Origin of the sequence: Alteromonas sp. LMIT006, assembly GCF_024300645.1 — a bacterium.
Taxonomy (GTDB): domain Bacteria; phylum Pseudomonadota; class Gammaproteobacteria; order Enterobacterales; family Alteromonadaceae; genus Opacimonas; species Opacimonas immobilis.
The window spans coordinates 1,486,197-1,499,726 of the sequence record NZ_CP101291.1; the positions used below are offsets into that span (position 1 = coordinate 1,486,197).

Annotated in this window: 14 protein-coding genes; 11 read left to right on the forward strand and 3 right to left on the reverse strand. The window is 44.2% G+C overall.

The window, feature by feature from the left end; genetic code table 11:
• Positions 1-80: 80 nt before the first annotated feature.
• The 10 genes from NLG07_RS06975 to lysS all read left to right on the forward strand — a co-directional run bounded on the left by NLG07_RS06975 (position 81) and on the right by lysS (position 9,562).
• Entirely contained in the window at positions 81-1,028 is a 948-nt protein-coding gene (locus tag NLG07_RS06975) for an SPFH domain-containing protein (protein WP_254854761.1), read from the forward strand.
• The gene (locus tag NLG07_RS06980; RefSeq protein ID WP_254854762.1) at positions 1,025-1,477 is read left to right on the forward strand and encodes an NfeD family protein; all 453 of its coding nucleotides are present in this window, start codon (positions 1,025-1,027) and stop codon (positions 1,475-1,477) included. Before NLG07_RS06975 ends, NLG07_RS06980 begins: the two co-directional genes overlap by 4 nt.
• A gap of 71 nt (positions 1,478-1,548) precedes the next feature.
• Complete coding sequence (locus NLG07_RS06985) at positions 1,549-1,800, forward strand: hypothetical protein (protein ID WP_254854763.1); 252 nt, start codon at positions 1,549-1,551, stop codon at positions 1,798-1,800.
• A complete protein-coding gene (gene rimI, locus NLG07_RS06990; RefSeq protein WP_254854764.1) occupies positions 1,790-2,284 on the forward strand; it encodes a ribosomal protein S18-alanine N-acetyltransferase in 495 nt (164 codons plus the stop codon). Before NLG07_RS06985 ends, rimI begins: the two co-directional genes overlap by 11 nt.
• Before the next feature lie 83 nt (positions 2,285-2,367).
• Positions 2,368-2,715 carry a zinc ribbon domain-containing protein YjdM gene (locus tag NLG07_RS06995; protein WP_254854765.1) on the forward strand — a complete coding sequence of 116 codons (348 nt, stop codon included), beginning with the start codon at positions 2,368-2,370 and terminating at the stop codon, positions 2,713-2,715.
• Between the two features lie 96 nt (positions 2,716-2,811).
• Complete coding sequence (prfC, locus tag NLG07_RS07000) at positions 2,812-4,401, forward strand: peptide chain release factor 3 (RefSeq protein WP_254854766.1); 1,590 nt, start codon at positions 2,812-2,814, stop codon at positions 4,399-4,401.
• Positions 4,402-4,421: 20 nt separating this feature from the next.
• Positions 4,422-6,143 carry an arginine--tRNA ligase gene (gene argS / locus NLG07_RS07005; RefSeq protein WP_254854767.1) on the forward strand — a complete coding sequence of 574 codons (1,722 nt, stop codon included), beginning with the start codon at positions 4,422-4,424 and terminating at the stop codon, positions 6,141-6,143.
• A gap of 89 nt (positions 6,144-6,232) precedes the next feature.
• Positions 6,233-6,805: an NADPH-dependent FMN reductase gene (locus NLG07_RS07010; protein WP_254854768.1), complete on the forward strand. Its 573-nt coding sequence runs from the start codon at positions 6,233-6,235 to the stop codon at positions 6,803-6,805.
• A gap of 93 nt (positions 6,806-6,898) precedes the next feature.
• Positions 6,899-7,997 (forward strand): peptide chain release factor 2 gene (gene prfB, locus NLG07_RS07015; protein ID WP_254854769.1). Its coding sequence is split into 2 segments (ribosomal slippage): positions 6,899-6,973 and positions 6,975-7,997, totalling 1,098 coding nucleotides; the frame shifts between segments, so codons are not numbered across the junction.
• Positions 7,998-8,011: 14 nt separating this feature from the next.
• Positions 8,012-9,562, forward strand: a complete 1,551-nt coding sequence (lysS, locus tag NLG07_RS07020) for a lysine--tRNA ligase (RefSeq protein ID WP_254854770.1) — start codon at positions 8,012-8,014, stop codon at positions 9,560-9,562.
• A 57-nt stretch (positions 9,563-9,619) separates the two neighbouring features.
• Here the strand turns inward: lysS and NLG07_RS07025 are convergent, their stop codons facing one another.
• From NLG07_RS07025 to NLG07_RS07035, 3 genes are read right to left on the reverse strand one after another with little or no spacing between them, the layout of a single operon-like run.
• Positions 9,620-10,522: a ketopantoate reductase family protein gene (locus NLG07_RS07025; protein WP_303049191.1), complete on the reverse strand. Its 903-nt coding sequence runs from the start codon at positions 10,520-10,522 to the stop codon at positions 9,620-9,622.
• Positions 10,501-11,175: a pseudouridine synthase gene (locus NLG07_RS07030; RefSeq protein WP_303049192.1), complete on the reverse strand. Its 675-nt coding sequence runs from the start codon at positions 11,173-11,175 to the stop codon at positions 10,501-10,503. The genes NLG07_RS07025 and NLG07_RS07030 overlap by 22 nt, the downstream gene beginning before the upstream one ends.
• A gap of 18 nt (positions 11,176-11,193) precedes the next feature.
• Entirely contained in the window at positions 11,194-11,745 is a 552-nt protein-coding gene (locus tag NLG07_RS07035) for an Hpt domain-containing protein (RefSeq protein WP_254854773.1), read from the reverse strand.
• A gap of 142 nt (positions 11,746-11,887) precedes the next feature.
• Between NLG07_RS07035 and gshA the strand changes: the two genes are divergently transcribed.
• Positions 11,888-13,468 (forward strand): glutamate--cysteine ligase, encoded by a 1,581-nt coding sequence (gene gshA / locus NLG07_RS07040; RefSeq protein ID WP_254854774.1) that lies wholly within the window; start codon positions 11,888-11,890, stop codon positions 13,466-13,468.
• Positions 13,469-13,530 lie beyond the last annotated feature (62 nt).

The window sequence follows — 13,530 nt, forward strand, 5'->3', positions numbered from 1 at the left end:
GATACAGCACAAATATTGCGCAGTTCATGCTTATCTTTATACTTAATTATTGAATATGGTTGGTTTTATTAGGATGAAACATGAATACCTCTTTTATCGAAATGTTTTTTACTGTCCCAGTGTTTGTCATCATTTTGGTGCTACTGGTCATCAAATTTTCGGTTAAGTTTGTCCCGCAAAATCGCGCATTCATCGTTGAGCGTTTTGGTAAGTATCAATCAACCAGAGAGGCAGGGATCAATTTTTTAGTCCCGTTTATCGATCGCGTGGCAGCCGATCGCAGTCTAAAAGAACAAGCGGTCGATGTGCCTGAGCAATCTGCGATCACCCGAGATAACATTTCTTTGGCCGTGGATGGCGTGTTGTATTTCCGCGTATTGGATCCCAAAAAAGCCACGTATGGTGTTGAAGACTACGTGTTTGCCGTAACGCAACTTGCGCAAACGACCATGCGTTCAGAAATCGGTAAAATTGAATTGGATAAAACATTTGAAGAGCGTGATATGCTCAACGCAAATATTGTGTCTTCTATCAATGAAGCCTCCAGTCCATGGGGTATTCAAGTGCTTCGCTATGAAATCAAAGACATTACTCCACCAGCGTCAGTCATGGAAGCCATGGAAGCGCAGATGAAGGCGGAGCGGGTGAAACGCGCGCAAATCTTAGAGTCAGAAGGCGATAGACAAGCAGCGATTAACCGTGCTGAGGGTGACAAGCAAGCCATTGTTCTTGCAGCCGAAGCGGAACGCTCTGAACAAATTTTAAAAGCAGAAGGTGAGGCTCAGGCGATTCTGGCTGTTGCTGAAGCGCAAGCGGCAGCACTCAAAATGATTGGTGAGCAAGCCAATACAGAAGAAGGGCAAAAAGCCATCCAGTTGGATTTGGCCACTAAAGCCATTGAAGCTAAGCAAGCAATTGCCAAAGATTCTTCTGTGGTCCTGTTACCGGATAATGCAACCGATGCGGCAAGTTTAGTCGCTCAAGCAACTACGATCATCAACAAACTCAATTCAGGTCAGACCGCATGAATATATTGACTGAAAACTTAGCTGAAACACTGTTTATTTTGGGTATCGCGATGCTCATTATTGAGGTCGTAGTACTGAGTTTATCCACAATCATTTTATTCATGCTTGGTAGTGCGCTGATTTTGACTGCAATCGGTGTGTATATCGGCTTGCTATCTCCTGATATTTTGGATGCGGTACTGGCTGTGGCGATTTTGACCGCTATTCTGACTGCAGGCCTTTGGAAGCCATTCAAAAACTTGCAAGAACAACGCGATGATTCACCTGTGACCTCAGATTTGGTTGGGTTTACCTTTGTATTAGCTCAAGATGTGTCTCCAGAGAGTCAAGTGACATACAAATATTCTGGCATAGAGTGGCGTTTGGTATCAGCCGTGCCGCTCTCTTCCGGCACCAAAGTGAGGGTAAGTGAAGTGGCTGTGGGTGAATGGTTCATCGAAGCATTTTGATGAATCGATTGTTTGTGGTGTAGATATTTTGCTATGATTTTATCATCAAACATCTGAGTAGATAAAAGGTTATGGATTCTTATCAAACGGCCATTTTAGATGCGATGGGCATTGCTCGTCATTCTTACAAAGATCCTTCTGTGCAAGCCTTTGCCACTCAGCCTATGCTCACGGATCTGCAAGTGGCTATGCCGCACCTGCGTTTTGTGGTGTCCGATCAGGTTGCACTAGAAGAGGGGATTGTCAAACTTCCTGCCTCTCCGTCTGCCCAACACAAACGCGATATTTGGTTAGCGTATTGTCAACACACTCATGCACAGTAGGCAATGTCTATATTTAGGTGAGCAAGACGCCATCAGGGCCTACCAAATCATGCGCGATGCTCAGCCTCATGCGTGGTCATTTGATACGTTTCAATCTTGTTTATCACACCCTTATCAAGCCATTGGCTTATTTGACCACAGCGAACTGCAAGGTTTCTATATTATCCATGAGGTCACAACTGCAGAGCACAAAGAATGGTCGCTTATGGAAATCGTGGTAAATCCATTGCAACAAGGGCAAGGCTTGGGAACCTTGTTGTTAAATGACCTTCTGAGTCGGGCACGCAGAGTTGATGTGAATGAAATATGGTTGGAGGTCAGAGCATCGAATCACAACGCGATCCATCTCTATCGCAAAACCGGTTTTGTGCAAATTGATGTGCGCAAAAACTATTACCCAACCGATGATAATCGGGAAGATGGTTTGGTTATGTGTCACTACCCACTTTCAACATCTAATCGCAATACAACCACGATCGATTAAATCGTATATTGTACATTTCACGATCAGCTTATTTTCTTAAGGCATGGTATAATTTTTGTTTTACATCGTGAGAATATTCAATCATGTCGTCTACTTCAGAACTTCCGCCCTGTCCACAATGTCACTCTGAATATACCTACAACGACCGCAATCTTGTTGTGTGTTCTATGTGTGGTTTTGAATGGGATCCACAGTCACTTGCTGATGAAGACAACATCACAGCAACGGACGCAAATGGCACTGTGTTGCAGGAGGGGGATAAAGCCACAGTGGTCAAAGATCTCAAAATCAAAGGCAGTTCACAGGTAATAAAAGTCGGAACAAAGCTCGTGATTCGTCGTATTAAAGACGCCAAAGACCACGAATTAGACTGCCGTGTCGATGGAGTAGGCGAAATGATGGTGACGGCGAAGTTTGTGAAGAAGGCATAGTGAGAGAGAAGAATCATTCACTGCATAGACTATTTTTGGTAAGATATTGCGAATGAATGATGCGTTATAACTTGCGCTAGATAGGAACAAAAATACATGGCAAATGCCGATTTTTTAAACGAAATAAACAAGCGAAAAACGTTCGCAATTATTTCGCACCCGGATGCGGGTAAAACCACCATCACTGAAAAAGTCTTGTTATTCGGAAACGCCTTACAAAAAGCGGGTACCGTAAAGGGTAAGAAATCTGGCCAGCACGCCAAGTCAGACTGGATGGAAATGGAAAAAGAGCGTGGGATCTCCGTTTCAACCTCGGTGATGCAATTCCCTTACGGTGAACATTTGGTCAATCTTCTCGATACCCCAGGGCACGAGGATTTCTCAGAAGATACATATCGGACTCTGACCGCAGTGGATTCGTGTTTAATGGTAATTGATGCGGCGAAAGGGGTTGAAGATCGCACCCGTAAGCTGATGGAAGTCACCCGTCTGCGCGATACGCCTATCATCACGTTTATGAACAAGCTTGACCGTGATATCCGTGACCCGATGGAGCTACTTGATGAAGTCGAGAATGAGTTAAACATTGCCTGTGCCCCAATTACTTGGCCTATCGGCTGCGGTAAGTTGTTTAAAGGGGTGTACCACTTACAACGCGACGAAACGATTTTGTATGCGACTGGCCAAGGCCACACCATACAAGATGTGCGCATCATCAAAGGATTGGATAACCCCGAATTGGATGAGGCAGTAACCAACGACCTGGCAACGCAATTGCGCGAAGAACTGGAGTTGGTGATGGGGGCATCCAACGAATTTGATCAAGAACTGTTTTTAGACGGTCAGCTTACGCCTGTCTTCTTTGGTACTGCGTTAGGTAATTTTGGTGTCGATCATATGTTGGATGGCCTCACTGCGTGGGCGCCTGAGCCACAGCCTCGTGAAACGGACAAAGATACCAAAATTGGCGCAGATAATACCAAATTCAGTGGATTTGTGTTTAAAATTCAAGCCAATATGGATCCCAAGCATCGTGACCGCATTGCGTTTTGTCGAATCGTATCTGGCAAATATGAAAAAGGCATGAAAATGCGCCATACCCGAATCAATAAAGACGTCAGAGTATCCGATGCATTGACCTTTTTAGCAGGTGATAGAGCCTTGTTAGAAGAAGCGTATGCCGGTGACATCATCGGTTTGCACAATCATGGCTCGATTCGGATCGGCGATACATTTACTTCGGGAGACGATTTTCGCTTCACTGGTATTCCGAATTTTGCTCCGGAGCTGTTTAAGCGCATACGTCTCAAAGATCCACTCAAAATGAAACAATTACAAAAAGGGCTTATTCAGCTATCGGAAGAGGGCGCCGTACAAGTATTCCGCCCGCTTGCAAATAACGATTTGATCGTGGGTGCGGTGGGTGTGCTTCAGTTTGACGTCGTCGTTGCGCGTTTGAAAGCTGAGTACAATGTAGATGCCATCTACGAACATGTGAATGTTGCCACCGCGCGATGGATCTATGGTTCGGATAAAGACGTTGATAATATTAAGCGCAAGGCTGAGGCCAATGTCGCCCTCGATGGTGGTGATAATTTAACCTATATTGCGCCGACTATGGTCAATTTATCCCTCGCACAAGAGCGTTATCCCGACATTACCTTTGCCGCAACGCGCGAACAGTAAGAATTTAGAGAACCATTGTTATGAACATACAACAACTCATTGCACAGCGTTTTCAAGACGCATTGATTCAGCTTGGGCACCCAGAGGCTCCGGTGCCAGTTGGCAAGTCTACTCGTCCCGAATTCGGTGAATACCAATTCAACGGGGCCATGGCCCTTGCCAAATCCATGCAGAAAAACCCTCGCGAAATCGCACAACTTATTCTCGAAACGGTTGAGTTAGAGGATATGGCCAGTCATCTCGAGATTGCTGGTCCTGGGTTTATCAATATTCACTTACAGTCCCAGTGGTTAGCACAAGCTGTCAGCGATGCTCTCAATGATGAGTATCTTGGCATTGCAAAGCCTATCGCGCAAACCATCGTAGTGGATTACTCTTCTCCCAATCTAGCCAAAGAGATGCACGTTGGGCATTTGCGCTCCACTATCATTGGTGATGCGGTGGTTCGCGTATTAGAGTTCATGGGGCATAAAGTCATTCGTCAAAATCACATGGGCGATTGGGGCACTCAGTTTGGTATGCTGCTTGCTCATCTCAGCGACGAACTCGCCGCAGATAAAGTAGCGGAAACGGCACTGTCGGATTTAGAGGATTTTTACCGTGCCGCCAAAGTCCGTTTTGACAATGAGGACGGATTTGCTGATCGCGCTCGTGACTATGTGGTGAAGCTACAAGGGGGCGATGCTCAGTGTTTGCAATTGTGGCAGAATTTTATCGATATCAGCATTGCCCACTCACAAGAGGTTTACGATAAATTATCGGTTAGTTTGACCCGTGCAGATGTGATGGGCGAAAGCGCCTATAACGATGACCTTGCTAATGTGATTGACGCGTTGACACAACAAGGTGTTGCCGTTGAGGATGCAGGAGCGAAGGTGGTCTTCCTTGAAGAACTCGCGGATAAAAACGGTAAACCTGCGGTGTACATTGTACAAAAATCGGGTGGCGGATATTTGTATGCAACCACCGATTTAGCGGCCATTCGCTATCGCAATACGCAATTACACGCCGATAGAACCTTGATTTTTACTGACGCGCGTCAAGCTTTGCATTTTAAGCAAACCGAAATCGTCGCGCGCAAAGCGGGTTTTATCGAATCGGCACAAACATATGAGCATTGCCCCTTTGGCATGATGCTCGGAAAAGACGGCAAACCATTCAAAACACGTTCTGGCGATACGGTTAAGTTGGTGGATTTGTTAGACGAAGCGGTAGAGCGTGCGGCGACGCTGATTAAGTCACGAACGCCAGAGGCTGACAATTTAGATGAAATGGCGCACAAAATTGGTATCGGTGCAGTAAAATATGCCGATTTAGCCAAAGCAAGAACCACCGATTATGTATTTGATTGGGATACGATGCTGAGCTTTGAAGGCAATACCGCGCCTTATTTGCAATATGCATTCACCCGCATTCAAAGCATTTTTAACAAAGCCGGAGAGTTCGATGAGCAAGCCTCAATCGACATCAATGATGAGGCCGAAAAAGCCCTCGCAGTAAAATTACTGCAATACCAAGATGCGCTTGAGATAGTGGCAGTGGAGGCAACTCCTCATGTGTTATGCACCTATCTGTACGAGCTGGCTTCCCTTTATATGAAGTTTTATGAAGCGTGTCCTATTCTCAAAGATGGGGTAGCTGAAGATGTGAGAGCCTCTCGTTTACAACTCAGTGCATTGACGCAAAAAACACTTGGACATGGGTTGGGTTGTCTTGGGATTCAAACGCTCGACAAAATGTAAAAGACCAAAAGCGACTCTTCTGAGTCGCTTTTTTAATCGTTTGTTAGATATACGGCGTAGTACAAATAAAACCTTCAAAGGATATTCAAATGACTAAAATTCTCGCGTTTAGTGGCAGTCTCCGCAAATCTTCATATAACCAATCTATTGTCGCAGCAACGGCAGATGGCGCAACTCAAGCTGGTGCCGAAGTGACAGTGGTGCATTTAAAAGACTTCCTAGCGCCTCTATTCAACGAAGACTTAGAAGTAGAGCAAGGAATGCCGGCTACGGCGCAGGCCTTCAAGGATTTATTACTTGCTCACGATGGGTTTTTGATCGCGTCTCCTGAATACAACTCAAGTTACAGTGCAGCCTTGAAAAACGCCATAGATTGGGCTTCTCGAGGGGCTGAAGGTGAAGCACCGTTAGCAGCCTTTCGCGGTAAAACGGCTTTGCTAATGGGGGCATCTCCAGGTGCTTTAGGTGGTTTACGTGGTCTTGTCAATTTACGTATGTTACTTGGGAATTTGGGGGTACATGTACATCCAACACAACACGCGTTTAGTAAAGTACATACTTTGATTGATGAAACAGGTGTCGTTACTGATGAAAAAACACTGGCTAAGTGCCATGACCTGGGCGCGCAGCTAGTTCAGTTTACCTCTGTGTTAAAAGGCTAAAACTGGACAAAAATCCTTATCTCTACTAGGAATTTGACCGAAAATCCGCTACTATCCGCGACCAATATTTTCGGTCTTTTATGTTGACTCACCATGTTTGAAATCAATCCAATTACTCAAGCAATAGCTGATATTCGCAAGCGCACTGACGCGCTTAGGGGGTATCTTTGACCTCGATAGCAAAACCGAACGACTTGAAGAGGTTTCCCGCGAGTTAGAAGACCCGGCGATTTGGAATGAGCCAGAAAAAGCGCAAGCACTAGGAAAAGAAAAAAATGCCCTTGAGCAAGTTGTTGAAACCATTGCTAACCTGACTCAAGGCACAGAAGATGTTGAGGGTCTACTGGAGCTAGCTGTTGAAGCAGAGGATGAGGATACCTTTGCTGAAGCACAGTCTGAGTTAGCTGACTTGCTATCACAACTTGAAACACTTGAGTTTCGTCGAATGTTCTCCGGTCCTAATGACAGCAATGACTGTTATGTGGATATTCAATCTGGTTCGGGCGGGACGGAGGCGCAGGATTGGGCGAATATGCTCTTGCGCATGTATTTGCGTTGGGGGGAAGAACACGGCTTTAAAACCGAGCTCATAGAAGTATCTGATGGGGATGTAGCGGGTATCAAATCAGCGACCATTCGGTTTGGCGGTGAATATGCTTTCGGCTGGTTGCGCACCGAAACTGGGGTACATCGCTTAGTGCGCAAATCACCGTTTGACAGTGGTAATCGTCGCCATACCTCTTTTGCTTCGGCGTTTGTCTATCCCGAAATCGATGATGACATTGATATTGAAATCAACCCTGCAGACTTGCGCATTGATACCTATCGGGCATCGGGTGCGGGTGGTCAGCACGTCAACCGAACGGATTCCGCCGTTCGGATCACACACTTACCAACCAATATCGTGGTACAATGCCAAAATGATCGCTCACAACACAAAAACAAAGATCAAGCGTTCAAACAGCTTAAAGCGAAGCTTTATGAGTTTGAATTACAAAAACAAAACGCAGAAAAACAAGCACTAGAAGACAGTAAATCGGATATTGGCTGGGGCAGTCAAATTCGTTCTTATGTGCTGGATGATTCGCGCATCAAAGATTTGCGCACTGGAGTAGAGAATCGCAACACTCAAGCAGTGTTGGATGGTGATCTCGATAAATTTATTGAAGCTAGCCTCAAATCAGGCCTGTAAACGTAGGAAGCAACATGACTGCACCCACTCAAGATGAAAATAAACTCATTGCCGAACGTCGCGCTAAACTTGCGCAGATCCGCGAGAATTGTTCTGCGAATGGTTTTCCCAATGACTTCCGCCGTGAATTTTATGCTGCTGATGTGCAAGCCGCGCACAGCGAGAAGGACAAAGAAACGTTAGAACAAGAAGCGAATCAAATCAGTATTGCCGGTCGTATCATGGCAAAACGCGGTCCGTTTTTGTTGTTACAGGATATGACTGGGCAAATCCAAGCCTATGCGGACAAAGATACACAAAAAGCCATTAAAGCCCAATACGGACAGCTTGATATTGGTGATATCATCGGTGTGAAAGGCGATTTACACAAGTCAGGTAAAGGCGATTTGTATGTCAACATGACAGAATATCAACTCTTGACCAAATCTTTGCGTCCATTACCCGAAAAGTTTCACGGTCTTTCAGACCAAGAAACCAAATATCGTCAACGTTATGTGGATCTGATTACCTCTCCAGAAACGCGCGCGACTTTTCACATGCGCAGCAAAATTGTCAATGGCATCCGCAATTTCTTAGTGCAGCGCGACTTTATGGAAGTGGAAACACCAATGCTTCAAGTGATCCCAGGCGGCGCGACGGCCAAGCCATTTGTCACGCATCACAACGCGTTAGATATTGATATGTATCTGCGTATTGCCCCTGAGTTATATTTGAAGCGCTTAGTCGTTGGTGGTTTTGAGCGCGTATTTGAGATTAATCGCAACTTCCGTAATGAAGGCTTATCCACCCGTCACAACCCAGAATTTACCATGATTGAGTTCTATCAGGCTTATGCGGATTATAAAGATTTGATGAACTTGACGGAAGACATGTTACGTACTCTTGCGCAAGATGTATTAGGCACAACCACTGTGACGAACACGATCAAAAATGCCGATGGTGAAGTCATTGAGACCAAAACCTATGATTTTGGTCAGCCGTTCCAGCGTTTGAGTATGGGCGATGCGATTTTAAAATATTGGCCTGAAGCTAATGCAGAAGCGATTAACGATCCAGAAAATCATCTCGATGCGTTAAAAGCGATGGCAAAACAGTTGCACATCAAAGAGCCAGAAGTCGATGGTATTTGGGGGGCGGGTAAATATCTGTGCGAGATTTTTGAAGCGACCGCAGAAGAACAGCTCGATCAACCCACCTTTATTACTCAATATCCGTGGGAAGTGTCTCCGCTAGCACGTCGTAATGACGTCAATCCATTTGTCACCGACCGCTTTGAATTCTTTGTTGGTGGACGTGAACTGGCTAATGGCTTCTCTGAGCTTAACGATGCAGAAGATCAAGCAGCGCGCTTTGCCAAACAAGTTGAAGAAAAAGACGCAGGTGATGATGAAGCGATGCATTTTGATGACGATTATATTCGCGCATTAGAATATGGCTTACCACCCACAGCAGGAGAAGGGATCGGTATTGACCGTTTGGTGATGTTATTCAGTGACAGTCCAACCATCAAAGATGTGATTCTGTTCCCCCATATGAAACCGTTAACTCAAGATAGCGACAGTTAATTCAAATTAAAGACACACACAGCCTCAACGATGTTGAGGCTTTTTTGTGCATCAGATTTACAAACGCCCTTCAAGCTTATGGATATCTAACCACAAACGTTTATTAGTCGGAACTTGTAAGCCGATGCTTTCAGCTTCTTGAACAATATAGCCATTGATATGATCAATTTCTGTGCGACGTCCGTGCTTAATGTCCTGCTGCATGGATGAGTAATTATCTTGTGTATCATAAATCACGTTATTCACGGTATTCAACACTGTCGAATGGTCAATGTTTATATCTTTGGCTTTCGCGAGAATTAATATCTCGTTCAAGATTTGAATGATGAGTTTCTTATAACTCGGTGCTGATAACCCACCATTTTGCAGATCATGGATGGCTGTTAACGGATTAATGACCGCATTAACCGCCAGTTTCGTCCACAGAGCTGGCATAATGTCTTCGTGCATTTGTGCGTTATACAACGCTTGTTCGAGTGTTGCGTAATGTTGCTTAATGGTCTCTGTGCTGGTGTTTCCTCTTTGCACGGTGCCAAAGAAGGTATTGCCATGCCCAGTGTGTTTGACCGTCTTATGTGAACGATATGCAGCGGTATTTGTGATGGCCGCAATGATGTGGTTAGTTGGATAAAGCTGTTTAGCAATCTCGATTGTGCCAAGACCATTGTGAAGTAACACAATGCAACACGAAGGCTCGATAACTGTCTGTAATTGCTGTAACACGCTTGGGATGACATAGGCTTTCAATGGTAAAACCACAATGTCTTCTAAGCGAATGTCATGGTTGAGTTGTTTGGGTGTGGGTAAATTGAGCTTGCCATAACTAAGATGGTCAACGGAAAGCGTCTCAGGTGTTCGAGCAAATTGAGTATACCGCAACTTTTCCTTACAGCAGCGTGTCGCGATTAAACTACTTATGCAGCCTTGTCCAATTAGGTTTATTTTACTCGTTTTGGCCATAGTTTAGCCACTTCCTCAAATTGTTGTTGCCAGAAAGTATTATCCATTACTAAAAACTGGTTTCCGTAGTGCATCGGAGCTGTAATGTTGTATTCAACACCACGCCAAGAAAACGCGACTGCATAAGCGTGTAGGTACATCCTGTCAGAGTCCTCACCGCCATAGTGGGTATCACCTAAAATGCTCGCTCCATTGCTTTTTAATGCGGCTCTGATTTGATGCGTTTTTCCTGTATAAGGTTGCACCCAAAATGCCTTTGTCCCTGGAGGTCCTGGTTTGCGCACAAAATAACTTATTGCCGGATTGTTTTGGGAATCTTTGAGCAACCACAATCCGTCCCTGCGATTGTACATATCGCCTTTGACCCAGCCCATTTTACGTTTGCCTTTACCTGTGGAAAGCGCAAGGTAAGTCTTTTGTATCGATTTAGTTGAAAATAAATTGTCAAATAATGCTGCGGCCTCAGGGTGTTTAGCCAAGATGAGACAGCCACTGGTCTCATCATCAAGACGATGCACTAAATGCCAATCTATAGGAATGTCTGAGCAATTGTATAACGCAGGGTTAGGTGAGTTAGAACTCCTGTGCATCGTTATTGAAGGAGGCTTGTTCAGAACAACAAAGTCTGAATGATCGAGCAGTACACTGAGCACAATAAGTTCTAAGAAAGATTAAATTTTGTCAATTATAGCAAGCGCTTTTTTATAGTCCAAGATCTGTATAGATGCACGGAGCTCTTGAATGTCTTCTTCTTCCGCCTGTAATGAATTAAGCAAATGCTCTAGTTTTTCAAATGGAATGAATTGGTTTTTGGTAATGAACTCAAATAATACTGCTTTAGGATCAGCTGCAAGATCTTTAGGCAGATGTTCAACTACCTTCTTGTGAGCCGTTTCATTGATATAAAGGTTGATTTGTTTTGCAGTCTCAGCAATGAGATTAGTTAACTCATTGACATCATCAGAGCGCAAGTGCTCGTCCCGAGCAAGTGGTTCTGATTGTTTGCAAAACTCGTGTAAACGCTCCATCCCAAGGTTACCTGAAACACCTTTCAATGTGTGAATCATCAGATGTGCAGAAGTATAGTTTTGCGCCGCAATCATTGCTTTGATCTCGGACTCCGCATTTTGATAATCGTCGATAAATTTCGTTAAAAGCCGGCATAAAATGTCGTTTTTGCCACTGAGCTGTTGTTGCGCAAATTCTGAATTAAAAAATTTCATGTCAAAACTACAAATTAGAGATGGTAAGTTGATGATAGGACAGAATCATAGAAATGCGAAATAAGATCAAGCGATTCTTTCATTCTTTTGTTATGATCACAGCATTACAAAACGTTATAATAGCGCTTAGGGAAGACCTAAATTGCACTCACAACAACGCACTTTTATTGATAATTTAACATGGTTTAGTCAGCCGGCAATCGCGCGCACCTCAAGACTGATACAAAGGGGCATCGAGAGGGAGTGCCTACGTGTCACCAGCGCAGGCAAATTGTCTCAAAAAACGCATGCTAAAGAGTTGGGTTCCGCTTTAACCCATGCACATATAACCACTGATTTTGCCGAAAGTTTACTCGAGTTCATTACACCACCAACGAGTGATATTAACACCTCATTAAAACAACTTGCTGATATCCACAAATTCACGTTAGGACAAATTGGGCAAGAACGTCTATGGCCTCTATCTATGCCATGTTTTGTCGGTACTGAAGACGATATAAAACTCGCTGAATACGGCACTTCTAATGTGGGTAAAATGAAACACACCTATCGCGTCGGCTTGAAACATCGCTATGGCTCTATGATGCAAGTTATCTCAGGTGTGCACTTTAATTTTTCCTTGCCATCGGAATTTTGGCAATTGTGGTGCGAGCAAAATAACTTACCTTTTGCACAGGATTCAATATCAAAAGGGTATTTGCATTTGATTCGCAATTATCGTCGTTTGTGTTGGATTATTCCTTATTTGTTTGGTGCGTCACCGGCAATATGCCAGTCTTTTTTGCAAGGCAGAGAAACGCCCTATGAGTTCAAGAAGCTTGGCAAAGGAACCATATATTTACCTTATGCCACTTCGTTGCGAATGTCGGATTTGGGGTACACGAATTCTGCTCAAGATAGTTTGAATATTTCATATAATTCATTAACCCAATATATATCTGATTTGCGCACAGCGATTAATACGCCTTCTCCAAAATATGCTCAAATCAAATCTGGAGAAGATGGTGTTTATCATCAGCTCAACAATAATGTGCTGCAAATTGAAAATGAGTTATATTCGCCGATCAGACCCAAACAAATTACTCAATCAGGCGAAAAGCCTTCAACTGCGTTGGACAAGCGGGGAATTGAATATATTGAAGTACGTGCGCTCGATATTGATCCGTTCTCTCCAGTTGGCGTGAATGCACATCAAATACACTGGTTAGACTGTTTTTTGCTGTATTGTTTGTTATTGCCAAGTGCTGATATGAGTGCTGCAGAATACGAGCAAACTGACCGTAATTTGAAGCGCTCTGTGTTGCGTGGAAGGGAACCGGGTTTGTTATTGGAAAAAGAGGCTGAGCAAATATCCTTACATGACTGGGCGCTTGAAATAAGCGATGACTTAAAAGGAATTGCGGAAATCTTAGATAAGCAACATGCTGCGAGTGCTTACATGGAAGGCATAATGGCTCAGGAATCCAAAATCCTGTCAGCAGATAAGACGCCGTCAGGTATTTTATTGAACACCTTGTTGGCATCTGATGTTGATAATGCTCGCTACGGTTTGCAACTTGCTGAAAAGCATATGGAGCACTTTGCCACACACGAGTTCCAAATCTACGATACAGAGTATTTTGTGAGAATGGGCAAAGAATCGATAGACGCTCAAAGAAAAATTGAAGCTGCTGATAGTTGCGAATTTAGCGAGTTTTTGACGCAATATTTTCAATATAATTAACGGACAAAAAAAAGCCTGACCGAAGTCAGGCGGGAATGTTCCAGGGAAAACACATACTACGT